The sequence below is a fragment of the Pseudomonas sp. UYEF17 genome (genome assembly GCF_040546125.1).
Lineage (GTDB): Bacteria > Pseudomonadota > Gammaproteobacteria > Pseudomonadales > Pseudomonadaceae > Aquipseudomonas > Aquipseudomonas putida_Z.
The window spans coordinates 49704-76103 of the sequence record NZ_JBEPNE010000002.1; the positions used below are offsets into that span (position 1 = coordinate 49704).

25 protein-coding genes and 2 pseudogenes are annotated in these 26400 nt (G+C 60.6%); 18 read left to right on the forward strand and 9 right to left on the reverse strand.

The annotated features are described in order from the left end of the window. Position 1: 1 nt before the first annotated feature. The 4 genes from ABIB24_RS03035 to ABIB24_RS03050 all read right to left on the reverse strand — a co-directional run bounded on the left by ABIB24_RS03035 (position 2) and on the right by ABIB24_RS03050 (position 7417). Positions 2-229, reverse strand: coding sequence for a type II toxin-antitoxin system RelE/ParE family toxin (locus tag ABIB24_RS03035; RefSeq protein ID WP_237140965.1), 228 nt, complete (start codon positions 227-229; stop codon positions 2-4). 530 nt (positions 230-759) lie between these two features. Beyond that, positions 760-1713, reverse strand: coding sequence for an arsenic resistance protein (locus tag ABIB24_RS03040; RefSeq protein WP_274079166.1), 954 nt, complete (start codon positions 1711-1713; stop codon positions 760-762). A 278-nt stretch (positions 1714-1991) separates the two neighbouring features. Next, positions 1992-3245, reverse strand: coding sequence for a serine hydroxymethyltransferase (gene glyA / locus ABIB24_RS03045; RefSeq protein WP_025337620.1), 1254 nt, complete (start codon positions 3243-3245; stop codon positions 1992-1994). A 341-nt stretch (positions 3246-3586) separates the two neighbouring features. Then, a complete protein-coding gene (locus ABIB24_RS03050) occupies positions 3587-7417 on the reverse strand; it encodes a sensor domain-containing protein (protein WP_137162944.1) in 3831 nt (1276 codons plus the stop codon). Between the two features lie 248 nt (positions 7418-7665). Between ABIB24_RS03050 and ABIB24_RS03055 the strand changes: the two genes are divergently transcribed. From ABIB24_RS03055 to ABIB24_RS03105, 11 genes and pseudogenes are all read left to right on the forward strand, one after another. Beyond that, a complete protein-coding gene (locus ABIB24_RS03055; protein WP_354316106.1) occupies positions 7666-8073 on the forward strand; it encodes a hypothetical protein in 408 nt (135 codons plus the stop codon). Between the two features lie 115 nt (positions 8074-8188). Continuing rightward, positions 8189-8611: pseudogene (locus tag ABIB24_RS03060) on the forward strand (hemagglutinin repeat-containing protein); the annotation flags it as partial. Positions 8612-8657: 46 nt separating this feature from the next. After that, positions 8658-8741 (forward strand): VENN motif pre-toxin domain-containing protein, encoded by an 84-nt coding sequence (locus ABIB24_RS03065; protein ID WP_258229920.1) that lies wholly within the window; start codon positions 8658-8660, stop codon positions 8739-8741. Positions 8742-8774: 33 nt separating this feature from the next. Further along, entirely contained in the window at positions 8775-9512 is a 738-nt protein-coding gene (locus tag ABIB24_RS03070; protein ID WP_274079169.1) for a hypothetical protein, read from the forward strand. Positions 9513-9722: 210 nt separating this feature from the next. Then, a complete protein-coding gene (locus tag ABIB24_RS03075; protein ID WP_274079170.1) occupies positions 9723-10274 on the forward strand; it encodes a DUF6990 domain-containing protein in 552 nt (183 codons plus the stop codon). Between the two features lie 462 nt (positions 10275-10736). Beyond that, positions 10737-11593: pseudogene (locus tag ABIB24_RS03080) on the forward strand (IS5 family transposase). After that, positions 11526-11840, forward strand: a complete 315-nt coding sequence (locus ABIB24_RS03085) for a DNA/RNA non-specific endonuclease (protein WP_354316108.1) — start codon at positions 11526-11528, stop codon at positions 11838-11840. The pseudogene ABIB24_RS03080 and the gene ABIB24_RS03085 overlap by 68 nt, the downstream one beginning before the upstream one ends. Continuing rightward, positions 11840-12280 (forward strand): hypothetical protein, encoded by a 441-nt coding sequence (locus ABIB24_RS03090; protein ID WP_354316109.1) that lies wholly within the window; start codon positions 11840-11842, stop codon positions 12278-12280. Before ABIB24_RS03085 ends, ABIB24_RS03090 begins: the two co-directional genes overlap by 1 nt. 14 nt (positions 12281-12294) lie before the next feature. Beyond that, on the forward strand, positions 12295-12669 hold the full coding sequence (locus ABIB24_RS03095; protein ID WP_137162949.1) for a barstar family protein: 375 nt from the start codon (positions 12295-12297) through the stop codon (positions 12667-12669). 196 nt (positions 12670-12865) lie between these two features. Continuing rightward, positions 12866-13096, forward strand: a complete 231-nt coding sequence (locus tag ABIB24_RS03100; RefSeq protein WP_249352809.1) for an HNH/ENDO VII family nuclease — start codon at positions 12866-12868, stop codon at positions 13094-13096. A 2-nt stretch (positions 13097-13098) separates the two neighbouring features. Continuing rightward, positions 13099-13560, forward strand: a complete 462-nt coding sequence (locus ABIB24_RS03105) for an SMI1/KNR4 family protein (protein ID WP_137162950.1) — start codon at positions 13099-13101, stop codon at positions 13558-13560. A 273-nt stretch (positions 13561-13833) separates the two neighbouring features. On the opposite strand, the gene ABIB24_RS03110 is transcribed toward ABIB24_RS03105, so the two are convergent. Further along, entirely contained in the window at positions 13834-14271 is a 438-nt protein-coding gene (locus ABIB24_RS03110; RefSeq protein ID WP_137162951.1) for a hypothetical protein, read from the reverse strand. On the opposite strand from ABIB24_RS03110, the gene ettA reads away from it, so the two are divergent. Then, entirely contained in the window at positions 14263-15930 is a 1668-nt protein-coding gene (gene ettA, locus ABIB24_RS03115; protein WP_015268893.1) for an energy-dependent translational throttle protein EttA, read from the forward strand. The two genes, ABIB24_RS03110 and ettA, sit on opposite strands and share 9 nt — an antisense overlap. Before the next feature lie 313 nt (positions 15931-16243). Next, positions 16244-17584 carry an NADP-specific glutamate dehydrogenase gene (gdhA, locus tag ABIB24_RS03120; protein WP_015268894.1) on the forward strand — a complete coding sequence of 447 codons (1341 nt, stop codon included), beginning with the start codon at positions 16244-16246 and terminating at the stop codon, positions 17582-17584. Between the two features lie 140 nt (positions 17585-17724). Here gdhA and ABIB24_RS03125 read toward each other — a convergent pair whose 3' ends face one another. The 4 genes from ABIB24_RS03125 to ABIB24_RS03140 all read right to left on the reverse strand — a co-directional run bounded on the left by ABIB24_RS03125 (position 17725) and on the right by ABIB24_RS03140 (position 21313). Beyond that, on the reverse strand, positions 17725-18222 hold the full coding sequence (locus tag ABIB24_RS03125) for a GreA/GreB family elongation factor (RefSeq protein WP_354316110.1): 498 nt from the start codon (positions 18220-18222) through the stop codon (positions 17725-17727). A 67-nt stretch (positions 18223-18289) separates the two neighbouring features. Further along, the gene (locus ABIB24_RS03130) at positions 18290-18646 is read right to left on the reverse strand and encodes a hypothetical protein (protein ID WP_025337630.1); all 357 of its coding nucleotides are present in this window, start codon (positions 18644-18646) and stop codon (positions 18290-18292) included. Positions 18647-18896: 250 nt separating this feature from the next. Continuing rightward, positions 18897-20750 carry an Lnb N-terminal periplasmic domain-containing protein gene (locus ABIB24_RS03135; RefSeq protein WP_354316111.1) on the reverse strand — a complete coding sequence of 618 codons (1854 nt, stop codon included), beginning with the start codon at positions 20748-20750 and terminating at the stop codon, positions 18897-18899. Between the two features lie 74 nt (positions 20751-20824). Continuing rightward, positions 20825-21313: a DUF3015 domain-containing protein gene (locus tag ABIB24_RS03140; protein ID WP_003256313.1), complete on the reverse strand. Its 489-nt coding sequence runs from the start codon at positions 21311-21313 to the stop codon at positions 20825-20827. Positions 21314-21566: 253 nt separating this feature from the next. Between ABIB24_RS03140 and ABIB24_RS03145 the strand changes: the two genes are divergently transcribed. From ABIB24_RS03145 to bamJ, 5 genes are all read left to right on the forward strand, one after another. After that, positions 21567-24005 (forward strand): Lon protease family protein, encoded by a 2439-nt coding sequence (locus ABIB24_RS03145; RefSeq protein ID WP_354316112.1) that lies wholly within the window; start codon positions 21567-21569, stop codon positions 24003-24005. 161 nt (positions 24006-24166) lie between these two features. Next, complete coding sequence (locus ABIB24_RS03150; RefSeq protein WP_003247487.1) at positions 24167-24505, forward strand: PA4575 family protein; 339 nt, start codon at positions 24167-24169, stop codon at positions 24503-24505. A gap of 192 nt (positions 24506-24697) precedes the next feature. After that, positions 24698-25186 carry a TIGR00645 family protein gene (locus tag ABIB24_RS03155; protein WP_003247486.1) on the forward strand — a complete coding sequence of 163 codons (489 nt, stop codon included), beginning with the start codon at positions 24698-24700 and terminating at the stop codon, positions 25184-25186. A gap of 158 nt (positions 25187-25344) precedes the next feature. Continuing rightward, positions 25345-25650 carry a DUF6482 family protein gene (locus tag ABIB24_RS03160; RefSeq protein ID WP_015268897.1) on the forward strand — a complete coding sequence of 102 codons (306 nt, stop codon included), beginning with the start codon at positions 25345-25347 and terminating at the stop codon, positions 25648-25650. An 85-nt stretch (positions 25651-25735) separates the two neighbouring features. Beyond that, positions 25736-26353 carry a BamJ family beta-barrel-assembly machinery protein gene (bamJ, locus tag ABIB24_RS03165; RefSeq protein WP_025337633.1) on the forward strand — a complete coding sequence of 206 codons (618 nt, stop codon included), beginning with the start codon at positions 25736-25738 and terminating at the stop codon, positions 26351-26353. The last annotated feature ends 47 nt before the right edge of the window (positions 26354-26400 follow it).

Sequence of the window (26400 nt, forward strand, 5' to 3'; positions counted from 1 at the left end):
TTCACACCACCTTGCTGATTTCAGCGGGGCTCATGTTGGCACGTTCAGCCTTCGCATAAACCGTAAGCAACAGCACAATTTCATCTTCATTCAGGTTGAAGTAGATCACCCGTGTGCCACCGGACTTACCAGAACCTGCGCGGGTCCATCGAACTTTTCGTGCGCCGTCCGCACCGGGTACTACATCCCCCGCGAGCGGATTGACCGCAATCCAGTCGATGAAAGCCACGCGTTCTTCGTCAGACCACAATTTGGCAGCGGCTCTTTGGAACGTAGGCGTTTCAATTACTGTATGCATATGAATGTACGGGATTCCCTTATAGCATGCAACGTTGAATACGGATGCTCAAAGGGCGGAACGGCGATGGGATGAACGCTGTAGCGTGCCAGGTCAACCCTGGCGCCAGCCACTGAACCCGCTCCCTGAGCTCATCGAGCACATGCTGCATGCGCTCGTCCGGATCATTCTCCAGACTTGGTAGCAGGGAGGCCTTGTCGGTTGATTTGCCGGATATGTCCGAAGTGGCGTTCGAGCAGATTTCTACTCGGGCGTTTGAGTGATCATTCGCCTCGCTGTGGCGAAGTGAGGCTTCGACTTCTGGGATCTTGGGGCCGCGTCGCGGCCCTTTCGCGACACAAGGCCGCTCCCACAGGTACAGCGACAACCTCGAGATCAGCGCTGCACCTGTGGGAGCCGGCTTGCCGGCGATGAGGCCAGCGCAGGCATAACAGACAGTTGCTCTGGCGTGCGCTGGCGGTTCAGCGCACCAGCAGCGGCACTGCCCGTACGTAAACCAGTTCACACACCAGTTCCACCAGCGTCTGGGTAATCACCGCAGCGGCGGCCAGCCCGCGCATTTCTTCTGGCAGCGCCAGCGCCAATGGCAGCACCACCAGCGAGTTGCGCGTGGCGGCGCTGAAGGTTACCGAGCGTGCCTCGGTCACTGGCAAGCGCAGCAAGCGCGATGCAACGAACCCGAGCACCGGCGCCAACAGCATGAAGCCGATGTACACCGGAATCACCGGCAGCAAACGGTCGAAATCACGCAGCACCACGGCAATCTGCGAGGCGATCACTACCACCAGCACCAGGGCCATGGCGGGTACCGGCATCCACGCCCAGGCGTCGTTCCAGGTCGAGACCGTGCGCGAGCGACGGGCGCCGGCGCTGGTGAGCACGGCAAGCGCCATAGGCAGCACGATCAGCAGCATGAAGGCTTCCACGAACGGGGTGATGGAGATGGCCACATTGCTGCTGTCACCCAGCATCAGGGCCAGGTAGAGCGGCAGCAGTGCCAGTTGCACCAACAGCAGCACGGGGGTGGCGGCCAAGGTCAGGCGGGAGTCGCCTTTGCCGATGTGGGTGAACACCACCACGTAGTCGATGCACGGCGTCAGCAACACCAGCAGCGCGCCGATGAGGATCGCCGGGTGTTCGACCAGCCCACGGGTGATGGCCCATACCAGCAGCGGCACGAGGATGAAGTTGGCCAGCAGCAGGGCGGCGATGAAGCGGCGGTTGCTCAGGCCTTGGCGCAGGTCGAGGAAGGGGATCTGCAGGAACATCGCGTACATAAGCACGGCGATGGCGGGGGTGACCAGCGCTTCCAGGAGCTGCGCAGCGTCGCTGGTCAGCAGGCCGAACGTGACGGCGGCGAGCACGGCGACGAAGTAGATCGGGACCTGGTGGGTTTCGAGTTGCTCTCTGGTCAAGGTACGGCCTGTGCTCGGTGGTATGGAGGAGGCACAGGGTAATACCTGCTGCCAGTAGGGGGCGCGGTTTTTTGTGGGAGCGGCCTTGTGTCGCGAAAGGACCGCAAAGCGGTCCCGGCGATCTCGATGGTGAAAGTGCAATCGTGGGGCCGCTGCGCGCCCCTTTCGCGACACAAGGCCGCTCCCACAATGACCGCATCGACTTCAAGTCATGCCGCCTGAGTCAAACGAAAAAGCCCGGCACTAGGCCGGGCTTTTTCCTGTCAGGCAATCGCCAATCAGTTGCCGTAAACCGGCAGCTTCTTGCAGATGGCCTTGACCTTCTCACGCACGGCGTCGATCACCGCTTCGTTGTTCAGGTCAGCCAGGATGTCGCAGATCCAGCCAGCCAGCTCGCGGCACTCGGCTTCCTTGAAACCACGGGTGGTGACGGCTGGGGTGCCGAAACGCAGGCCCGAGGTGACGAACGGGGAACGTGGGTCGTTCGGTACCGAGTTCTTGTTTACGGTGATGAAGGCTTTGCCCAGGGCGGCGTCAGCGTCCTTGCCGGAGATTTCCTGCTTGATCAGCGACAGCAGGAACAGGTGGTTCTGGGTGCCACCGGAAACCACGTCGAAACCACGTTCGATGAACACGCTGGCCATGGCCTGGGCGTTCTTCACGACCTGCTGCTGGTAAGCCTTGAACTCAGGCTGCAGGGCTTCCTTGAAGCAGATGGCCTTGGCAGCGATGACGTGCTCCAGCGGGCCACCCTGGGCGCCAGGGAAGACGGCGGAGTTCAGCTTCTTCTCGATCTCTTCGTTCTTGCGAGCGAGGATCAGGCCGCCGCGCGGGCCGCGCAGGGTCTTGTGGGTGGTGGTGGTGACCACGTCGGCGAACGGAACTGGGTTCGGGTACACGCCAGCGGCAACCAGGCCGGCAACGTGGGCCATGTCGACGAACAGGTAGGCACCGACCTTGTCGGCGATGGCGCGGAAGCGGGCGAAGTCCAGCACCTGCGAGTAGGCCGAGAAGCCGGCAACGATCATCTTCGGCTTGTGCTCGACAGCCAGGCGCTCGACTTCGTCGTAGTCGATCAGGCCGTTGCCGTCGATGCCGTACTGGATGGCGTTGTACAGCTTGCCCGAGGAGCTTACCGAAGCACCGTGGGTCAGGTGGCCACCGTGGGCCAGGCTCATGCCCAGGATGGTGTCACCGGCCGACAGCAGGGCCAGGTAGACGGCGGCGTTGGCCTGGGAGCCGGCGTGCGGCTGGACGTTGGCGTAGTCGGCGCCGAACAGTTCCTTGGCACGGTCGATGGCCAGTTGCTCGACGACGTCGACGTACTCGCAACCACCGTAGTAGCGCTTGCCCGGGTAGCCTTCGGCGTACTTGTTGGTCAGGACCGAGCCCTGGGCCTCCATGACTGCCGGGCTGGTGTAGTTTTCCGAAGCGATCAGCTCGATATGCTCTTCCTGGCGCAGAGCTTCTTGCTGCATGGCTTCGAAGAGCTCGGCGTCGTACTTGGCAATGGTCAAATCACGGCTGAACATGGCGGTCCTCAAGGATCGGGGTGAATTGGGGGGGCATTCTAACCGATTGATTCGCGGCTGGCATATGAAGTGGCATCAAGTCGCGGACCAATGGGCTTCATGTTGCATCCCGCGCCGTGTCTGGGCTGGGCGGGGGTTGGAGTTGACTCGCAGGTCCGTTTTTACAGGTGCGCTTCTCAGCCCGGGCGCGGTCCCTGTAGGAGCGGCCTTGTGTCGCGAAAGGGGCGCGCAGCGGCCCCGTGATTGCAGCGTTGCCGCCGAAATTGTCGGGACCGCGTTGCGGTCCTTTCGCGACACAAGGCCGCTCCTACAGAGTCCGCGCACGCCAGGAGGCGTCGGGGTCAATGGAACATGAAGAGCTTCTCGTTGGCGAACTGCGCCTCGAACTGATGCGCCGGCATCGGCCGCCCGAACAGGTAGCCCTGCACCTCGTCGCAACCATGCTCGCGCAGGAACTCCAGCTGCTCGTGGGTCTCCACCCCTTCGGCAATTACCGCCAGGTTGAGGCTGTGGGCCATGGCGATGATCGCCCGGGCAATCTGCGCATCCTGCTCGCCTTCGGGCAGGCCGTCGACGAAGGTGCGGTCGATCTTCAACACGTCGATCGGGAACTGCTTGAGGTAGTTCAGCGACGAGTAGCCGGTGCCGAAGTCGTCCACCGCGATGCTCAGGCCGAGGTTTTTCAGGCTGGCGAGAATCTGCATGGCTTCGTTCACTTCGCGCATCAGGATGCTTTCGGTCAGCTCCAGCTCCAGGCACGCCGGTGGCAGGCCGGTTTCTTCCAGAATGGTGGCGATGCGCGTGCCCAGCTGGCCGTCGGAGAACTGCCGCGCCGAGATGTTCACCGACACCTTGGGCACGCGCACCTTGGCCTTGTGCCAGGCCTTGAGCTGGCGGCTGGCCTCGCGCAGCACCCAGTCGCCCACGTCCACCACCAGGCCCAGTTCTTCGATCACCGGGATGAAATCGCCCGGCGGCACCAGGCCGCGGGTCGGGTGGCGCCAGCGCAGCAGGGCTTCGGCGCCGGTCAGGCGCTTGCCGTCGCCGCTGAACTGCGGCTGGTAGTAGAGGATGAACTCGTTCTGCTCCATGGCGTGGCGCAGGTCGCTCTCCAGCTCCAGGCGTTCCAGGGCACTGGCGTTCATCTCCGCCTGGTAGAACTGGAAGTTGTTCTTGCCGCGCTCCTTGGCGTGGTACATGGCGGTGTCGGCGTTTTTCATCAGCTGGCTCAGCTCGCTGCCGTCCTGCGGGCTGAGGGCGATGCCGATACTGGCGGTAACGAAGAACTCGCGGTTTTCCAGCACGAACGGCCGCACCAGGCTGCCGAGGATGTTCTCGGCCACGTGGATGGCGCGGTTGAGTGCCATCTCGCGGGTAGCGCGCGGTTGCAGCAGCAGGGTGAACTCGTCGCCGCCCATGCGCGCCACGGTGTCGTCGTTGTCCACGCAGGCCAGCAGGCGCTGGGCCATGTCCTTGAGCATGCGGTCGCCGGCAGCGTGGCCGAGGGAGTCGTTGATCGGCTTGAAGCGGTCCAGGTCGAGGAACATCAGCACCACCCAGGCCTTTTGCCGCTCGGCCTGCTGCAGGGCGTTGTACAGGCGGTCCTGGAACAACGTGCGGTTGGGCAGGTGGGTGAGGGCGTCGTAGTAGGCCAGGCGGTGGATGCGCTGTTCGCTGGCCTTGCGCTCGCTGATGTCGGTGAAGAAGCACACGTAGCTGGCCAGGTCGCCTTCGTCGTCCAGCACCGCGGTAATACCGACCCAGGCCGGGTAGTGGTCGCCGTCGCGGCGCTTGAGCCACACCTCGCCCTCCCAGCTGCCGCGCTGGTACAGCTGCTTGACCACGTAGCGCAGGTGGCCTTCCTGCTGCTCGTCGACGGTAAGCATGCCCGGCAACTGGTCGAGCACCTCGCTGACGGCGTAGCCACTGACGCGGCTGAACGCTTCGTTGGCCTGGACGATATAGCCGGCCGGGTCGGTGATGAGGATGGCCGAGGTGGAGTGCTCGAATACCGTCGCGGCCATGCGCAGGTCTTTTTCAGCGCGGCGTTGCTGGCTGATGTCGCGGCCCACCCCGAGCACGCCTTCGAAGCGTTCTTCATCGTCCCACACCAGCACCAGGCGCAGTTCGATGGGGATCTTGCGGCCATCGGCGCGCAGGCAGTCGAACAGGAACAGCTGGGTGGGCAGCTGGCTGCGTAGCTGGGCCAGCTGGGCCGGGTCGCCCATGGCCTTGCTGACGCGCTCCATCAGGCTGTAGATACCGGTGAGCTGGGACGGGTTGGCGACGATCGACTGCCAGCCGTTGGCGAAGATCCAGTCGGCCTGGTAGCCCAGCACGCCCTGCACCGAGGGGCTTACGTAGTTGAGCTGGAGCAGCCTGTCGGTGGAGAAGATCACGTCGCTGATGCTTTCGGCGAGCATGCGGTAGCGTTGTTCGCTGTCGCGCAGTGACTGGCTGGCCTCGATCTGCACGGTCACGTCCTTGCCCACGCCGATGATGCGCGTCACCAGGCCGTCGGCGTCGCGGGTCAGCACTTGTTCGCGGATGTCGTAGCAGCGCCAGCCGCCATCACGGTGGCGGAAGCGCAGCTGGCAGTGCAGCGGCTGGTCATGGCCGCTGTCGCGCTGTTGCTGGCGCAGCGCCTGGTAGTGCGCGGCGTCCTCGGGGTGCAGCAGCAGCTCCCAGAAGCGGTCGCCCATCTGCGCCAGCTCGGTACGGTCGTAGCCCAGCGTCTGGCCGAGGTGGCGGTTGCTGAAAATCATCCGCTGGCTGAGCACGTCCTGCACGTACAGCTGGTCGGGCACGGTGCGCACCACATCCGACCAGAAGCTTTCGCGCTCCAGCAACGACAGCTCCACCTGCTTGCGGCTGGTGATGTCGCTGATGCTGAGGATGACTGCCTGGTAATCGCGGCGCTGCTGCGGCAGGCGGGCCATCAGCCACAGGTGCAGCTCGCCTCCCAGCGGCGCCGGCAGGCGCACTTCCAGCTCCAGCAGCTGGCGCTGCTCGATCAGCGCGTCGATCAGCTGCATGCCGATGCTGTCGCGGCCATCGCCCGTGCCGTCGATCAGGCGCTGCCAGGCACCTTCGTGGCTGTCGATATTCAACAACTGGCGAGCCACCTGGTTGATCTCGGTGATCTTCAGCTCCAGCAGCAGCGAGCGGCGCAGGTTGGGGTCCAGGGCCAGGCTGTGCTTGAGCGCGGCGCGGTTGCGCAGGTGGTAGCGGTCGAGTTGGCCGGGCAGGCTGGACAGGTCGAGCACGCACAAGGCCACGCCGGTGCCTTCGAAGATTTCCTGGTAGCGCCGGCGGTCTTCCTGCAGCGCCCGTTGGCGGCGGCGCATGTTGATCAGGGCCAGCACCGGCAGCAGGGCGCAGAACAGCACCAGCAGGCATTTGCCGAGCAGCGCCGGCAGCAGCTTCTGCTGGGCCAGCTTGGCGTCGAACAGGCCGCGCAACTGCCAGGTACTGTTGTCGATGAAGGCCAGCATCACGCTTTGCAGCGGCTCGTTGCTGGTATCGGCCGGCGCATGGCTTTGCAGTACCTCGCCGTTGCGGCTGTTTTCCAGCAGCCACAGCGGGTGGCCGGCACCATCCAGATGGAGGGTGAGGGTGCGGTAATAGTCCGGCGACAGGCGTAGCAGCCAGTAGCCGCGGCCCTGTTCGGTGGCCTGGCGTAGCAACAGGTAGAGGGTGCGGTTGTCGGCCGAATTGGTGAAGAAGTACGGGCTGCCCTGGTTCAGCCTGAGCAGCTCGTCAAGCAAATGGCGGTCGGGGCTGCCGGCCAGGCTGTCGGCCTGCACCTGCCCGGTAGCGTCCAGCCAGGCAATGCTCTGAAGGGCCGGCAGGCGCTCGCGCAGGGTACCCAGCAGGCTGGGCAGGGCCGAGGGCGTCGGCGCCTTGACGTAGGGCTGCACCACATTCACGGCCTGCTGGGCCTTGAACGCCATGTTCAGGCTCAGGTGGTCGGCCAGTTCCGCGGTGGCGTCCAGGCTCTGTTTGCGCAGGTCGGCCTGGGTATGGTTGAACTGGGCGAACAGCTGCCACAGCAGCAGGCCCAGCAGGATCAGGGCCAGCAGCGCCAGCGCACCCTTGATCGACCCGCGCAGCGAGGCGACGGGCGCCTGTGGCGCGGAACGCAATGACGACGGATGAGTAAGATTGGTCAAGCGTTGATCCTGCGATTGGGCTGGCGATGGCAGGGATGGATCATGCACGGTGTGTGCCGGTGTCTGGTTGCCAGACCGCGGTGGCGCACTATAAGGCCGGACACCCGAAACGAGCTAGCATGCCTAGGATTATGGCAAAGTGCCAGCCAATGTGACCGGTGGTGCCTGCCCGGTGGTTCGGCAAGCCCCTGCAACCTGTGCGAGAATAGCGCCCGCTTCAAATGACAACGCATCGGAGATGTTCGGTTTTGGTTACTCACTTTTCCTCCAATGGCCTCGATTCCGCCTGCGGGCGCAGCAGTCAGACCCTTGTCAGCACTGCCGTGACCGAGGACGTATCCTGCAAGTCTTGCCAGCGTTCGCTGAGCAAACCCGAGGCGGCAGCTGTCGCCAAGAGCAAGAGCCCATCGCTGGCTGAACTGCGCAAGACCGCCAAGGCGGCAGTTGAGCCGGTGGTGGCTGTGGCTGCGGCCAGCAAGCCCGCCGCCAAGGTCGTCGGTACTGCGCCTGCGGCGGCCAAACCGGCCCAGGTGGTCGAACAGCAGCCTGCCCGCAGCGGTGGCTTCAGCGTGAAATCGGCCTGGGCCGCGCGCCTGGCCGAGCAGGGCGAGCGCTGCCGGTTGCCGCGCGGCAAGGCCAGGCAGCGTCACGTCTGAGCCATCTCAAGACCTGTGCGGTCCCTGTGTGGGGCTTCAGCCGCGAAGAGGCCGGCACAGGTCATGAGTTTTCCAATCATTCAATCGATCCTGCCTCCACCTTCAACCCTTGCTTATCCGGGTACAAGGCAGTCAACTCAAGGCCGGCAATGACCTGCTGTTGTCCGCCGGACGCGACATCCAGCTTGAGGCTGCTGCCAATACGCAAAAGCTCGATGGCAAGAACAGCAGCAGTGGCGGCGCCATCGGCGCCAGCATTGGTGTAGGTTCCGAAGGTGCCGGTCTCAGCATCTTCGCCAATGCCAACAAGGGTGCCGGCAACGAGAAAGGCAACGGCACGACCTGGACCGAAACCACACTGGACGCCGGCAATGAGGCGACCCTGCTCAGCGGGCGGGACACGGCGCTCAAAGGGGCGCAGGTCAACGCCGCGAAAATCACCGCCGACGTAGGGCGCGACCTGACGCTGCAAAGCCTGCAGGACACCGACAACTACAAGTCCAAACAGGCCAATGTCAGCGGTGGGTTGAGCGTCACCATCATCGGCGCTGTCGACGCTAGCGGCCGGGCTTTCGGGCGGTCTGGTGGAAGGTAATAGCGCTGGGGCTGTCGCGGGTGCCGGTGCGGGCCGTAACGCGGTTGAAAACAACCTGCTGGCGAACAAATAGGGCGTTGAACGGCTGGATGCCGCCAGCCGTGCGTTGTATGAGAAGCTCAAGGCCGCCGGTATTGGCAGTATTGATGAGTTGCACGAGCGGTATAAAGCCTGTGGTGGAAATGGCGGCTGCGAGGTTGGTATTCGTGATGAGTACCGGCAGCAGGAGAAACAGGCTGGGGAAAAGCTGGTTGAGCTGTACCAGAGCGGCAGGCTGAGCAAAGCGGAATATGACCTTCTGGTAACGGATTACGCCCTTGCGATGATGAGGGGGGTAGTGGACGCGCAGAAGAGCGACGCGGACGCGAGCTTCCTTGATGTCTATGCGCTGTCGGGCAGCGATTGGTCGCCAATGGGCGTTGTTGCGAATCCGTATGTGAACGCGATCAGAGCGAGCGAGCTGATTGCGGAATGGAAAGGGCAAGGGTTAACTGAAGAGGCAATCAATGAACGGGCACGTCAGGATGGCTTGCTCGGCTCGACCTTGGCGCCGGTGGATATGCCAGGGATCATTAGCCTTGTCGATAAAGGTGCTACGCGGGATGATGTAGTAAAATTAGCGGCGGTGGTGATACTAGGCAAAGCTACCAGCGGTACAAAAGGTACTGCAACAGATCCGAAAGTCACCATCAAAGATCACTATGATCATCACTTGAATATGGTGGATGACATAAAGGATCAACTTTCGTCTCAAGGGTTCAGAGTCAGCGAAAAGGAAATATCATTCGGTAGCTCCTGCGGAACTGGTCGTTGTAGGCCAGATATCGTGGCCATCAGCACCTGATGGGACCTTGAGAATTATTGAGGTTAAGACAGGGGGCGCGGACTTGAGTATTCGTCAGTCAGAAATTTTTCCTCAAATAAAAGATGGGGCTTAAATTCCAAGGGGGAAAGTTGCCGAAAGTTTTGGCCTCACGCCAGGCGTTCCACTAAAGGGTCAAGGTTATCCTAACGGTATCCCTATTGAAATAATGAATTTTCCTGGTGCTAAGTTATGAAGGAAAAAGATGTGGCTTCAGTTTTGACGGAGCAGGGCTGGGTTTGTAGCAAGGATGAAGTCGGGGATTATTTTTGCGTGACAGATGTTGATGGGGTTAAACTTCAAGTAATCCCGTCTGTGAAGAAGCGCTCGGATCATTTTCGGGTGTCACTTATGCCATCGGTTTCGACCAAAGAATTCTCGGAAACTGTTGCGTTTGTGCGGGGAGAGGGGAGCGGATATTCACCGGTAATAGTCAGTAATGAGCCTCCAGAGAAGTTGCCTGATTTTTCTAGTGATGATGTTCTCAGGATGTCTGAGAAAGCCATGTCTTGGGCACGCTCTCAAAATATTGAGTCCGGCCTGATGGTTTATAGAAGTCTGCCGACTGACAGTAAAGGTGCGATGCCCCTTCGGCACTTGGCTGCATTGGCAATAGCTGGTGACGTTGAACGATTGGACGGTTACAAGAAGAGCTTTGAGATGGGGGACAGGCTTGGTTTTGTACCCTACATTACTGATGGCATGATTGATCGGGCAGTCTTGAAAGCCAAACTTGCAAAATAGATTTTTTCTTGAGCGCTACACACCTTTGACACCGGCCTTGGGCCGGTGTTGTATTTCGCTTTACGTTCAAAACCGTCCCATCCTTCGCTACGCGTTTTGTTTGCTTTGGTGGATATCCGGCGCACTCTAGCGCCAGTATTTTCAGTTGCTTTTGCACCCTGATTGCACTCTTTCTGCATCCTATCTGCACTCAAGTTGCACCCCTTTTGCACCCACCTCTGACGACCTACGGTCTATCTGCTCAATACGCCCTTTTTGAGCATGATTTTTCGCTCCTTAACAGGATCAAAATCTCAATACACATCACGCACCTCTTGCGAGGTGAGTATTTTCTTATGTATCAATTAGTTATCCGACTTCTGTCTTCTAGGCTCTGTACGAAATCCCGAGAAACCCAATTGCCGCCCTTCGGAAGCTGAAATTCTGCAGGGTTCCCGGCCATCTACGGAAAGGAATTCTGTGATGGCAAAGCGTTACGAACTCTCGGACGAGGCCTGGGATGTGGTCTCTGATCTCTTCATCGAAACTCATGGTCGGGGGCGACCGCGTCTAAGCGACCGCCTGATGCTCGATGGCGTGCTCTGGGTGCTCTGCTCGGGCGCTGCGTGGCGAGACATGCCGGAGCGCTTCGGCCCATGGTCAACGCTGTATCAACGGTTTCGCGGCTGGCGAAACCAAGGGACGTTCGATCAGATGCTCAAGTGCTTACACCTGAGATTGAATGAGCAAGGCTTGATTGATCTGCAAACCTGGATGATCGACTCAACCGCAGTACGTGCAACCCCAGCCTCATCTGGCGCTCGGAAAAAAGGGGGCCTGACGAACCTGCCGATCACGCTCTAGGCCCCAGTCGCGGTGGCCCGACAACTAAGATCCACTTGCTCTGCGACGCCAACGGGACACCGTTGCGCTTCCTCCTCTCTGGCGGTCAAGCCAGTGACATCAGCTACGCACAACCACTGCTGGACGAAGTCAGCATTCCATCGAACCAACGTGGCCGCCCGCGCAAGCGCCGCAAATGGTTGCTCGCCGACAAGGGCTACGACGCCGAAACGCTGCGCCGTTACTGCGACCAGTACCGTATGCAACCCGTCATCCCGATGCGCTCAATGAAGCGCAAACCCAAGCCTGGCTTACCCAGACTGTTTGATCGGCCCAAATACTGACAGCGCAACATCATTGAGCGTATTTTTGGCTGGCTGAAAGAGAATCGCCGCATCGTCACACGCTTCGACAAGCTCGCGAAAAGCTATGCCGCCATGGTCTCACTGGCTTGTCCCATGCGGTGTTTGCGACATCTCTTTTCGTACGGAGCCTAGTATATTCAACGGACCTGGGGAGAGGTTGAACCTCCTTCCCATGAATGGAAACTTGAATAAAGGTACTTGGAAATCTATGGGGAATACATGGGCGTCCGCATTCAAGGAGGGAAAGCAAGTTAACGTAAAGATTGAGGCTATTTATTTTGGCAATACTGTTCGGCCAGAAAGCTTTAACGTGCAGTATTCAATAGGTATTGCTCGTCCAAAAGAAATTTTATTTAAAAACTCACTGGGTGTAAATTGATGCGTAGTGATGATGATATCTATAATGACATTGGGGGTATTCTTTTTGAGATTGCTCCCGATGGAGCCTGTAAAGTTATTATGCGTGCACAACTATCCCAGGAGCTAGATAGCTGTGAGTATGAGTATGACTACATTGATGAACAAGGTAACGTTGCCTGGTTTACGGCAGGCGGGCGAGTCAATACAGATATTTTAGATCTTTTAATGGAGTTGCGTCGTTGGTATGTTGAGAATGAACTGACAGGAGGGCTGCCAGCGTGGAGTGGCTGTGAGGTGGCCTTGGACTTGATTAAATTTAAAATTTGCATCGACTTTATGTACGTACATCCTACCCCAGGTGTTTCAGGGCCAAGGCCTCAGCGGATAGTTGTTGGGAAGGGTGGTGAGATGTACTACGCTGCAGATCATTACAAAACATTTATCCCAGTCAATAAATAAAACAAGGAGTGGAAATGCTGCCATTCAAGTACTCCGATCTCACACCCTCATTCGACGCTGCGGAAGTTTTTTATGTCCGTATTGATCCGAAAATTTCTCTCTCGGAAGAGCTGTTGAGCGCGCTATATTACCAGCTATGGCTTCCAGGGTATTTTGGATTCAATTGGGATGCACTCTACGACTGTTTGAGAGATCTTGAATGGATTCCATGCAGCAAGGTGGTTCTTGTGCATGAAGTTATTCCAAACGTGCCAGTAGATGACCTGAAGGTTTATCTGGAGGTGTTGCGCGACGCGGCTCTTGACTGGGGGCGAGATGAGGCGCATCAATTGGAGGTTTTCTTCCGGCCGACTGACCGAAGTGCAGTGGAGGCACTTTTAATGAGCTAATTCAAGTGGTGCAAAAGGAATAGGGAACGCTACAGAGGCGGGCTCTGTTTTTACTCGGTAACGTAATTTTTGGTCAAAAGATCCTATTCAGTTTAGTGGGAATAAGGTCTATCAGCGGAATGATTTATTTGATCCTAATTTGCAAGCTAGTTGGCGTGAAGGTGGCAGAGTCATAACAGGTAGTAATGTTGAGCGTATGGCCTCTGGTCGAGCGCCCATAGGTGTAGATGGCAAGTTGGTGAACCTGCACCATATGACGCAAACACAGTCAGGGCCTATTGCAGAAATGACGCAAAGTTTTCACCAAGCCAATAGCGCAACTATTCACATTAACCCTAATACAATTCCTTGTGGTATTGATAGGGCAGCTTTTGATAAGTGGAAGGTGCAGTACTGGAAGCAACGATCTGCAGACTTTAGGAATTGAGAATGAGCCAAGTTACGACGCATCAAATTGAGGATTTAGTATCACTGCATCCTGATATCGTGTGCTTTGGTAGCCAGGCCGATTGCGTGGGTGATGACTGGATTGAGAAGGCCGAGCAGCGGCTAGGGCTTGAACTGCCAGGGTCGTACAAGTGGTTTTTAAAGACGTATGCGGGTGGCGAGATTGGTACTGAAGAAATTTACAGTATCTATGGCGTGGACTTTGAGGGTGTCAATGGAGGGGATATTGTCTATCAGCATATTGTGGGCATAAAAAATAATCTGGTAGATGGCAAAAGGCTTGTGATTAGCGAAACTGATATGGGGGAAGTCTTTTTCTTTGACTATTCAAAGTTTAAAGATGGTGAGTGTCCCGTGAATCTTCGACTTCCGTCTGGTGAAGATGTTAATTACGCTTCAGATTTTTATGAGTTTTTATATAAACGAATTTCTGCTCATATTTGATAGGTGTCCTCATTCTGCACCGGCCATGCGCCGGTGTTGTTTTATCTGCTTACTGCAAAATCTCCTTTCCTTCGCTGCTTGCTTTGGTCGTGGCCTGAGCGATCAGGGCATCGAGCATCTGCGCAACAGAGTGTGGGTGATGCCGTGTTCTTTGCGCAGGCGGGCAATTCGCTCGCCCACGGCAATGAAAAATTCACGTTCTTCGCTGCTGATGCTCAGTCCGCAGGCCAAGCCCCGTCTTCGCCTATACCAGAGGGTCATACTCCGCTTTGCTCAGCCTCCCTTCATCCAATGATGAACATGACTGCCTTTCTGCCACCCAGCAGGCGAACAGTTGAGCGTGTCGCACGTAGTTGAGATGATAGCCAGCTTGGCAGCGGCGACGACTGGCGCAGGCGCCACAGGAGCGAGCAGCCTGCCGGCTCTGAGCGTCATGGCGAGGTCGATTTTTTGAAGCGAGAACATGAGGTAGGGCGGAAAAGGCTGCTTCACTGCGTTGCACCACCCAGCGACCGCATCCAGACCCCCGGCCAATCCTCGCCTGCGCAACGGATCATTTTCATGGCGAGAAGGCTGTTTACGCGTTTTTGCAGCCCAAATTAACAGCGCGACGCCAGACAACGAATTTTTTGGCAATGGCAGCCCGGTCAAATTCACGTGGGCTGCCCGGTATTTCTTAACCTTTAGACTGGGGTATCCAGAATGGCTCAATACGTCTACACCATGCATCGGCTGAGCAAGGTCGTGCCGCCGAAGCGGGAAATTCTCAAGAACATTTCCCTGTCGTTCTTCCCGGGCGCCAAGATCGGCGTGCTCGGCCTGAACGGCGCCGGTAAATCGACCCTGCTGCGGATCATGGCGGGCGTCGACAAGGAATTCGACGGCGAAGCCCGTCCGATGCCCGACATCAACGTTGGCTACCTGCCGCAGGAACCGCAACTGGACCCGAACAAGTCGGTGCGCGAAGTGGTCGAGGAAGCGGTCAGCGTGATCAAGGACGCCCAGGCGCGCCTGGACGAGGTCTATGCTGCCTACGCCGAACCGGATGCCGACTTCGACAAGCTGGCCGCCGAGCAGGCCAAGCTGGAAGCCATCCTGCAGGCCGCTGACGGCCACAACCTTGAGCGCCAGCTGGACGTTGCCGCCGACGCCCTGCGCCTGCCGGCCTGGGACGCACGCATCGAGCACCTGTCCGGTGGTGAGAAGCGCCGCGTGGCCCTGTGCCGCCTGCTGCTGTCGGCCCCCGACATGCTGCTGCTGGACGAGCCGACCAACCACCTGGACGCCGATTCGGTGGCCTGGCTGGAGCGCTTCCTGCACGACTTCCCGGGCACCGTGGTAGCCATTACCCACGACCGTTACTTCCTCGACAACGTTGCTGGCTGGATCCTGGAACTGGACCGCGGCGCCGGCATCCCGTACGAAGGCAACTACTCGGGCTGGCTGGAAGCCAAGTCCGAGCGCCTGGCGCAGGAATCCAAGCAGCAGAGCGCCCACGAGAAGGCCATGAAAGAAGAACTGGAATGGGTGCGCAAAGGCGCCAAGGCCCGCCAGTCCAAGTCCAAGGCCCGTCTGCAGCGCTTTGAAGAAATGCAGTCGCAGGAATTCCAGAAGCGCAGCGAAACCAACGAGATCTACATCCCGGCCGGTCCGCGCCTGGGCGACAAGGTCATCGAGTTCAAGAACGTCACCAAGGGTTACGGCGACCGCGTGCTGATCGACAACCTGTCGTTCTCCATGCCTAAAGGCGCCATCGTCGGTGTGATCGGTGGTAACGGTGCCGGTAAGTCGACCCTGTTCCGCATGCTGATGGGCAAGGAACAACCGGACTCGGGCAGCATCGAGATCGGTGAAACCGTGCAGCTGGCCTGCGTCGACCAGAGCCGCGAGGACCTGGACGGCGGCAAGACCGTGTTCCAGCAGGTTTCCGACGGCTCCGACATGATCCGCATCGGCAACTACGAGATCCCGTCGCGTACCTATGTGGGCCGCTTCAACTTCAAGGGTGGCGACCAGCAGAAGTTCGTCAAGGACCTGTCCGGTGGTGAGCGTGGCCGCCTGCACCTGGCCCTGACCCTGAAGGAGGGCGGTAACGTCCTGCTGCTCGACGAACCGTCCAACGACCTCGACGTCGAAACCCTGCGTTCGCTGGAAGAAGCCCTGCTGGACTTCCCGGGCGCGGCGATCGTGATCTCCCACGACCGTTGGTTCCTGGACCGTGTGGCTACCCACATCCTGGCGTACGAAGACGACTCGAACGTGGTGTTCTTCGAGGGTAACTACACCGAGTACGAAGCTGACCGCAAGAAGCGCCTGGGCGATGCTGCTGCCCAGCCGCACCGTGTACGGCACAAGAAGCTGGCCCAGTAAGCCGGTGTTCTGATGCACAAGAATGGGGCCCTTTGAGGCCCCATTTTTGTGCTTGACTGGAAAGTGGTGCTGGCTTCTTCGCGGGTAAACCCGCTCCCACAGGGATGCCCATAGCTCTCGGGCTTGCGCAGCTCCTCTGTGGGAGCGGGTTTACCCGAAGAGGCCAACACTGATAGCGAATTTGTATACAGTTATAGAAAACGCACCAAATAATTTCAAAAAAACGACATTTCGCCCTATTCCGGTGCGATTGCTTCTTGGTACATTCCTGAAAAAAACCAATAAGTCCAATCCTCTTGGTGAGATGTCTACCATGATCGAATCTGTCGACAATTTCCTCGCGCGCCTGAAGCAACGCGACCCGGCCCAACCTGAATTCCACCAGGCTGTGGAAGAAGTACTGCGCAGCCTGTGGCCATTCCTCGAGGCCAACCCGCATTACCTGCAGGCCGGCATTCTGGAGCGCATGGTCGAGCCCGAGCGCGCCGTGCTGTTCCGCGTGTCCTGGGTCGATGACCAGGGCAAGGTGCAGGTCAACCGCGGCTACCGCATCCAGATGAGCAGCGCCATCGGCCCGTACAAGGGCGGCCTGCGCTTCCACCCGTCGGTCAACCTGGGCGTGCTCAAGTTCCTGGCCTTCGAGCAGGTGTTCAAGAACTCCCTCACTTCGCTGCCCATGGGCGGCGGCAAAGGCGGCTCGGACTTCGACCCCAAAGGCAAGAGCGATGCCGAAGTCATGCGCTTCTGCCAGGCGTTCATGAGCGAGCTGTACCGCCACATTGGCGCTGACCTGGACGTCCCGGCCGGTGATATCGGCGTGGGTGCTCGCGAAATCGGCTTCATGTTCGGCCAGTACAAGCGCCTGGCCAACCAGTTCACTTCGGTGCTGACCGGCAAGGGCATGACCTACGGCGGCAGCCTGATACGCCCGGAAGCCACCGGCTACGGCTGCGTGTACTTCGCCGAGGAAATGCTCAAGCGCCAGGACAAACGTATCGATGGCTGCCGCGTGGCGATTTCTGGTTCGGGTAACGTGGCCCAGTATGCTGCGCGCAAGGTCATGGACCTGGGCGGCAAGGTGATTTCGCTGTCCGACTCCGAAGGCACCCTGTACGCCGAAGCCGGCCTGACCGATGCCCAGTGGGATGCGGTTATGGAGCTGAAGAACGTCAAGCGTGGCCGCATCAGCGAACTGGCCGCGCAGTTCGGCCTGGAGTTCCGCAAGGGCCAGACCCCGTGGAGCCTGCCGTGCGACATCGCCCTGCCGTGTGCCACGCAGAACGAGCTGGACGCCGAAGACGCCCGCACCTTGCTGCGCAATGGCTGCATCTGCGTGGCCGAAGGCGCCAACATGCCGACCACCCTGGAGGCTGTGGATATCTTCCTGGAAGCGGGCATCCTGTACGCCCCGGGCAAGGCCTCCAACGCCGGCGGCGTGGCCGTGTCGGGCCTGGAAATGTCGCAGAACGCCATGCGCCTGCTGTGGACTGCCGGTGAGGTGGACAGCAAGCTGCACAACATCATGCAGTCGATTCACCATGCTTGCGTGCATTACGGTGAAGAGGCGGATGGCAGCATCAACTACGTCAAAGGTGCGAACATCGCAGGCTTCGTGAAAGTGGCTGATGCGATGCTGGCGCAGGGCGTCGTTTGATCTGAGGCCGTTGGGGCCGCTTTGCGGCCCTTTCGCGACACAAGGCCGCTCCTACAGGTATCGCGCATGTTCAGAAATGACGCGGTTCTTGTAGGAGCGGCCTTGTGTCGCGATGGGCTGCAAAGCAGCCCCCAGGCCCCTCAATCTTCACCAAAAACCTCAACCACTTCGATCACCTGCTCCCCCACCGGCCGCCGCCAGACCACCTCATCCCCAGGCCCCGCCCCGAGCAAAGCCCTCCCCAACGGCGAACCCCAGTTGATCAACCCCCGCCCGGCATCCGCCTCATCCTCGCCCACCAGCCGCACCACATGTTCCTGGTCCTGCCCATCGACAAACCGCACCCGGCTACCAATCTGCACCTTGCTGTGCGACGTCGCCGCCGGCACCACCTGGGCACTCTGCACCCGCGCGCTGAAGTAGCGCAGGTCCCGTTCGGTATCCGCCAGCCGCTGCTTGTCGCCACGTTCGCCCTGTGCCTGCAGTTCGCTGCGCAGGGCGTTCAGTTCGGCCACGCGCTCCTGCAGCTGGCGCATGCCGCTGGCGGTCACGTAGTTGGGTTGCTCACTGACCCGTCGCTCGACTGGCTGATCAGCCTGGGCAGCGGCCTGGTCTTCGTTGACGAATGCTCGGCTCATGCGTGGCCTCCTTGTGCAGGAGACCATCATCGCAGGCCGCCGGTTTCAAGGGATGTCCGTTTGCGACTCAGTTGTGGCGATAGGCGCGTGCGGCGTCGCGGTCCTTTTCCTGCTCCCAGTCGCGCTCGCGCTGGTCCCAGAAGCGCTCGTGGTACTGGCGCTGTTCTTCGCTGTTCTGCATGGCGTGGCACTGGCGAAAACCGTCGTCCCAGCCGCTTTCGTACTGGCGCTCGTGGAGGTAGCGCGGCACGTCCTTGCGAAAGCCACCGACCATCAGCCCTGCCGCCTGGCGGCCGCTGCTGCAGCCGTCCTGGAAGCCATCGGCATAGGCGGGGGGATAGCCCTGGTTGACCATCTGCTCGTGGGTGGTTTCGCAACCAGACAGCAACAACGCCATGCACACGCCAAACCAGTACCGCGACATAACCACAAAACCCTCCGGTTGATACTGGAAAGTCTAGGTGGCGATTTGTCGGGGGGCCGTCAAAACCGTGTCAAAGAGTCGGTTGGTTCACACAGGTTCTGCCCTGGCGCGGTCCTGTAGGAGCGGCCTTGTGTCGCGAAAGGGCCGCAGAGCGGCCCCAGGATTTCAGCGATGATGCAAAAATTGCCGGGGCCGCTTTGCGGCCCTTTCGCGACACAAGGCCGCTCCTACAAAGTCTGCGTAGGGCCGATCAGTAGTGATACCACTTCAACTCCAGCATCACCTCGTTCTGCGCCGTAGCCAGGTGGCTGAACTCCCGCGAAGCACTCAACCGCAGGCCCAGGTTCTGGCTGATCTCCCACTGCTGGTTCAGGCTCACACTGCGCCGTACCTCGCCATTGGTGAAGTAGTCGCCCTTGGCCTCCAGCGTCATGTTGCCCAGCCCGTTGCGCCACAGCAGCCCGCCATTGAAGCCCGCCGCCGGGGCGATGAACTGGGCGAAATCATTGTGGTGCTCGACCCGCACCGTGCCCAGGGCAAAGCCCAGCAACCCGTCGGCCAGTTGCCAGGTGCCGCCGGCCCCGCCGTTCACATGGCTCACCAGCACTTCGTCATCATGCTTGCCCGGCACCCGCTCCAGCCCGCCGGCCACCTGCCACGACCAAGGCTTGAGCAGCTTGTTGCGCGGCGTCAGCGAGCGGATGGTGGCCAGGTCCAGGCGCTGCACCTGCCAGTCGTTGCCTTCGTACTGGCGCAGCTTCAGCTGCAGGATCTCGATCTGCGCCCCCAGCGGGAAGCCATAGGCGTTGTCATTCAGGTCGTGGTAGGCCATGCGCAGGCCGTACTCGGCGTAGGCGCGGTCTTCGCGGGAGCCCACGCCAAGCTGCCAGGTGCGCGAGTCATGGCCGTCCTCGGGCAGGCCCGGGCGCTCGATCTGCAGGGGCGGTGGCGGGTTGCTGTTGATTGCCCGCAGCAGTTCGAAGCTGCGTTTCGCCTGCCCAGGGTCGCGCTCCTGGCCATTGGCGCGGTAACGCTCCAGGCGGTACGCGGCATCCTGCACCAGCGCCTGGCGCTGGCGGGGGAGGGCCTTGAACTCGGGGCTCTGCAGGTGCGCGGTGTCGGCGCTTGCAGCCAGCACCTGGCGCTTTTCGTCGTGATCGAGCGGCTCGGCCCGAGCCAGCAGTTCACGTTCGCGAGAGGGGCGGTACGTCTCGCTGGCGACCATGCCGGACTGCTTCACGGCCTTCACCGTGTCGGTCGGGATGGCGGTCAGCGGGAACTGCGAGGTCAGGTCCAGGCTCGGCCGGGCCACCTGCAGCAGCTCCAGCAGGCGGTACGAGCAGTTTTCGTCGAAGAAGAAGTAGTCGAACTGGACCTGCTTCAGCTCCCACACATGTTCGACCATGCGCCCGGTTTCTTCCGGGGTCAGGTCCAGCTGGTACTCCCACAGGTCGCGGTTTTCCAGGCTGCGGTATTCGGACAGTTTTTCCTGGTAGGGCATCAGCGCGAACAGGCCCGGGTAGCCGCCCATCAGGCCCTTCCAGGCGTACAGGATGCTGTTGTCGCTGCCTTCGATGTAGGCACCGAAGTTGATCGCGTAGCTCAGCAACGTGGTGTCGTCGCTGCGGGCGTTGGACTGGTCGATGCGCAGCAAGGTGTGGCCGAACATCGATGACGGGCTGTTCAGGTAGGCCGCCGGGAAGATCAGCGCCGCACTGTGCGGGTCGATCGACTGGTACCAGGTGGTGAACTCCTGACAGTCCGGTTGCGGCAAGTCTTGCAGGTCGAGCTGTTCGCGCAGCCAGCGGGTGCGCGCCGGGAATACGCACTGGGCATGTTTGTCGCCGAGGCTGGCCGGGGCGTACAGCGCTTCGACCGTGGCTTGCAGCTCCTGGTCGGGGTGGTGCGCGCCATCCTCGGCGAGGAAGAACGCATCATCGTCCACATAGCTGCGCCAGCCACCCAGCTTGGCGGTTTCGTAATGGCCCAGGGCAATCCAGTAAGGGGTGTTGGCCAGTTGCTGGACACGGCCTTGGTCCAGCACGGGCGCGGCATGAACAGGGGCGCAGGCACACAGCGCCAGGGATACGAAACGTTTGAGCATGTCGGGCAACTACTTCTTAACGATGCCGAAAAAAGGCGAAACCCGCCCCGGGGCCGGGGCGGGAGCAGCTGCACTCAGGCCTCGGTTGCGTATTTGGCCAGGCGTGGGTCGTTCTTCAGAACAGCCAGGGTGTTGCTGTGGACGGTTTCGGCAGTGACGTCGGCGCTGCTGAAGATCTGGTTGAAGTGCTGGTGGGTGACCGATGCGAAGTAGCCACGGTCTTCCGGGGCCACGCCGAGAACCACGGCATAGGTGGTCAGTGCTTCGCCCTGGCCCATGGCCATGTCTTCGGAAAGCTCATTCATCATGCCGTTCATGGCGAACCAGGACTTGCCGCCGTAGGTCAGCGAGGCCTTGGTCGAGCAGCCGTTGGTGCCGGAGGTCATGCCGAAGGTGGCGTTACCGGAGGTGCCGTTGGTGGTGGAAGCCAGGAAGTGTGCCGGAGTGCCGCGCTGGCCTTCGAACAACATGTTGCCCCAGCCGCAGTTCGGGCCGCCTGGCGCTTCGGCCATGGCATTGATCGAGACCACGGTGAACAGAGTACCCAGAAGAATCCGTTTCATAGCATTTGTTCTCTATTTGACTTAACCAAGGGTCAGGGTTTCTGGCAACTCGGTTGCCAGGTCGGGAAAGCTTTTCACCCACCCGCGCAGCTTGGAGTTTAGGCACGATCTAAGAGTTGCGTTGTTGATTGCGAAAAATTTGCTGTTACATGACCCGCACCGGCTGCGACATAAAGTCCCGTGGAGCCTTGCAAGGCGCGCGCGGGCAGCGCCAGAATGCTGCGTATCTGCCCCGCCGAAGTAAGGAAACCCAATGCCCGATCCTGTCGCTGCGCGCCTGCGTCTCGCGCCTGAAGCCCTGACCCGGCGTTTCTCCCCCGAGCAGTTTGCCTTTACCAATACCGACGATCTGGAGCCGTTTCGCGGAGTCCTGGGCCAGGAGCGTGCTGTCGAGGCCCTGCAGTTCGGCGTGGCCATGCCGCGCCCTGGTTACAACGTGTACGTGATGGGCGAGCCCGGCACCGGCCGCTTCTCGTTCGTAAAGCGCTACCTCAAGGCCGAGGGCAAGCGCCAGCAGACCCCGGCCGACTGGGTCTACGTCAACCACTTCGATGACACCCGTGAACCCCGCGCACTGGAGTTGCCGTCCGGCAGCGCCGGGGCGTTCATCGCGGACATGAACGGGCTGATCGACAACCTGTTGTCGACCTTCCCGGCGGTGTTCGAGCACCCGTCGTACCAGCAGAAGAAAGGCGCCATCGACCGCGCCTTCAACCAGCGTTACGACCGCGCCCTGGATGTGATCGAGCGCGCCTCGCTGGAAAAGGACGTGGCCCTGTACCGCGACGCCAGCAACGTCGCCTTCACCCCGATGGCCGACGGCAAGGCGCTGGATGAAGCCGAATTCGCCCAGTTGCCGGAAGAGGTGCGCGAGCAGTTCCACGAGGATATTGCCCTGCTCGAGGAACGCCTGAACGAAGAACTGGCCAGCCTGCCGCAATGGAAACGCGAGTCGAACAACCAACTGCGCCAGCTCAACGAAGAAACCATCACCCTGGCCCTGCAGCCATTGCTGGCGCCGCTGTCGGAGAAGTACGCCGAGAACGCTGCGGTCTGCGCCTACCTGCAGTCGGTACAGCTGAACTTGCTGCGTACCGTGGTCGAGCAACTGGTCGATGACAGCAAGACCGACGCGGCCGCGCGCAAGCTGCTGGAAGAGCAGTACGCCCCAAGCCTGGTGGTCGGCCACCACGCCGACGGCGGTGCGCCGATGGTGTTCGAGCCGCACCCGACCTACGACAACCTGTTTGGCCGTATCGAATACAGCACCGACCAGGGTGCGCTGTACACCTCGTACCGCCAGCTGCGCCCGGGCGCACTGCACCGCGCCAACGGCGGCTTCCTGATTCTGGAAGCCGAGAAGATGCTGGGCGAGCCGTTCGTCTGGGACGCGCTCAAGCGTGCGCTGCAGTCGCGCAAGTTGAAGATGGAGTCGCCACTGGGCGAGCTGGGCCGGGTGGCCACCGTCAGCCTGACGCCGCAGATGATCCCGCTGAACATCAAGCTGGTCATCATCGGTTCCCGTCAGCTGTATTACGCGCTGCAGGACCACGACCCGGACTTCCAGGAGATGTTCCGGGTGCTGGTGGACTTCGACGAAGACATGCCCATGGTCGACGAGAACCTGGAGCAGTTCGCCCAGCTGTTGCGCACCCGCACCAACGAAGAGGGCATGGCGCCACTGACCAGTGACGCGGTGGCGCGCCTGGCCACCTACAGCGCCCGCCTGGCAGAAAACCAGTCGCGCCTGTCGGCACGTATCGGCGACTTGTTCCAGCTGGTCAGCGAAGCCGATTTCATCCGCCAGCTGGCCAGTGACGAAATGACCGACGCCGGGCACATCGAGCGTGCGCTCAAGGCCAAGGCCACCCGCACCGGGCGTGTTTCGCAGCGGGTGCTGGACGACATGCTCGCCGGCATCATCCTGATCGACACCGAAGGCGCGGCCATCGGCAAGTGCAACGGCCTGACCGTGCTGGAAGTGGGGGATTCGGCGTTCGGTATGCCGGCGCGCATCTCCGCCACCGTGTACCCGGGCGGCAGCGGTATCGTCGACATCGAGCGTGAGGTCAACCTCGGCCAGCCGATCCACTCCAAGGGTGTGATGATCCTCACCGGCTACCTGGGCAGCCGCTATGCCCAGGAGTTCCCGCTGGCGATCTCGGCGAGCATCGCCCTGGAACAGTCCTACGGCTATGTGGACGGTGACAGCGCCTCGCTGGGCGAAGCCTGCACGCTGATCTCGGCCTTGTCGCGCACGCCGCTCAAGCAGTGCTTCGCCATTACCGGCTCGATCAACCAGTTTGGTGAAGTGCAGGCGGTGGGTGGGGTAAACGAAAAGATCGAGGGCTTCTTCCGCCTGTGCGAGGCGCGTGGCCTGACCGGCGAGCAGGGGGTGATCATCCCGCGTGCCAACGTCGCTACGCTGATGCTCGACGAGCGTGTGCTGCAGGCAGTGGAGAACGGCATGTTCCACGTGTACGCGGTCAGCCAGGCCGACGAGGCGTTGAGCCTGCTGGTGGGCGAGGAGGCCGGTGTGCTGGATGACAAGGGCCAGTTCACCGAGGGCAGCGTCAACGCCCGGGTGGTGGAGCGCCTGCGTGAGATTGCCGAGATGATCAGCGAGGAAGAAATCGAGAAGGCGGAGAAAGAACGCCTGGAAGAGGTAATTGCCCAGGCCAAGCCAGCCTGAGTCAAGAAACCGGCGCTAGCGGCGATGTGCTACCGTTCAGCGCCGGTTTTCCATCTTTCTATACCGTTCTTCTATGCTGGAACTTAAGGACGGTATCAGCGTTCAGGATGGAAACAGCCTGAGGTTCAGGCTGAACAAGGCTTTTTGGAGGGGGCGCGGCCATGCGCAATCTCAGCCTCACACGCCAGTGCCTGGGCCTGGTGACCCGCATCGAATGCAGCATCCGTCCGCTGGCCGGGGACAACGGCATGTGGACGCTGCTGTTCGCCGCCGGCATGGCCGGTGAACAACCGTCCGCGATCAAGGCCCAAGGGCCGTTCCATGGGCCGCTGGTGGCCGAGTCTGTGCTCAATGCCATTGTCGACAGCCTGACCTTGCATGGGTACCAGGTGGCCGAGGATCCGCAGATCTGGTGTTTGCATTTGCAGGCGCAGTTGCGGCGGATCAACGGGGAGCGGTGTCGGAATCTGGGGGATTACCAGTTTCATCCTGAGACCTGATTGATGCAGGGGGCCGCTTTGCGGCCCATCGCGACACAAGGCCGCTCCTACAAGGGACCGCGATCTCTTGTAGGAGCGGCCTTGTGTCGCGATGGGCTGCAAAGCAGCCCCATTCACCGGGCTTTTGCTGTAACAGGTGGCTGGCTATACTCGCCGTCGCTTTTTTAGTCACCTGATGAGTCCCGACACTCCATGGAACGTATCCTCGAAAACGCGATGTATGCCTCGCGCTGGCTGCTCGCCCCCATCTACTTCGGCCTGTCCCTCGGCCTGCTGGCCCTGGCGCTGAAATTCTTCCAGGAAGTGGTCCACGTCCTGCCCAACGTCTTCGCCCTCAGCGAAGCCGACCTGATCCTGGTGATCCTGTCACTGATCGACATGTCGCTGGTGGGCGGCCTGCTGGTGATGGTGATGATCTCCGGCTACGAGAACTTCGTCTCGCAACTGGACATCGACGAGAGCAAGGAAAAGCTCAACTGGCTGGGCAAGATGGACTCTTCGTCGTTGAAGATGAAGGTTGCCGCGTCGATCGTGGCCATTTCGTCCATCCATCTGCTGCGGGTGTTCATGGATGCACAGAACATCTCCACCGATTACCTGATGTGGTACGTGATCATCCACATGACCTTCGTGGTCTCGGCATTCTGCATGGGCTACCTGGACAAGCTGACCAAGCACTGAGCCTGTCAGGCCTCTTCGCAAACCCTGTGGGAGCGGGCAAGCCCGCGAAGAGGCCGGCACGGTCCACCTGACGAGCGGCGTCAGTCATGCCTTGTGCATTCTCCCTTTCTGTACAAAAAATGAGCTCTCATGCGTGGTTCCCATCGCGAGGTGCTCTCATGAACCTGCATCAGCTCAACACCGAGGCCAGGGCTGGCCATGTCGACGAACTGAACCTGATCGCCATCGAAGGCGGTGACTACCTGCTCGAGGCCCGGATCAAAGGCCACCCCCACCCCCTGTCCGATGCCCGTGGTGAACGCTTGCGCGTGCATTCGGTGGAGGACGCGCGCAAGTTGCTGCAAACCATCCCCATGGTCTCGATGAACCTGGTGCACTGGTCGGTGCAGGACGAAATGTGCGGTATGGGCACGCACCCGGAAGAAGACTTGAAGGTGCCGATTTCCCAGCGCTCGGCCTGGTAGCTGCTCGCAGCGCCCCAGTGTGCTAGGCTGCTCGCCCTTTTCATCAAGGGCGCGGCTTCACTGCGCCCTGCAGTGGAGCACGACAATGTCCGAACTCAACCTGTCCACCGACGAAACTCGCGTCAGCTACGGCATCGGCCGTCAGCTGGGCGGCCAGCTGCGCGACAACCCGCCACCAGGCGTCAGCCTGGAAGCCATCCTGGCCGGCCTGACCGACGCCTTCAACGGCGCCGACAGCCGCGTCAGCGAAGCCGACCTGTCGGCCAGCTTCAAGGTCATCCGCGACGTGATGCAAGCCGAAGCAGCCGCCAAGGCTGAAGCCGCTGCTGCTGCTGGCAAGGCATTCCTGGTCGAGAACGCCAAGCGTGACGGCATCACCACCCTGGCTTCGGGCCTTCAGTTCGAAGTACTGACCGCAGGCGAAGGCGCCAAGCCGACCCGCGAAGACAACGTGCGCACCCACTACCACGGCACCCTGATCGACGGCACTGTGTTCGACAGCTCCTACGACCGTGGTCAGCCGGCTGAATTCCCGGTAGGTGGTGTGATCGCTGGCTGGACCGAAGCCCTGCAGCTGATGAACGCTGGCAGCAAATGGCGCCTGTACGTGCCGAGCGAGCTGGCCTACGGCGCCCAAGGCGTTGGCAGCATCCCGCCGCACAGCGTGCTGGTGTTCGACGTCGAGCTGCTCGACGTTCTGTAATGCCACTGGGGCCGCTTTGCGGCCCATTCGCGACACAAGGCCGCTCC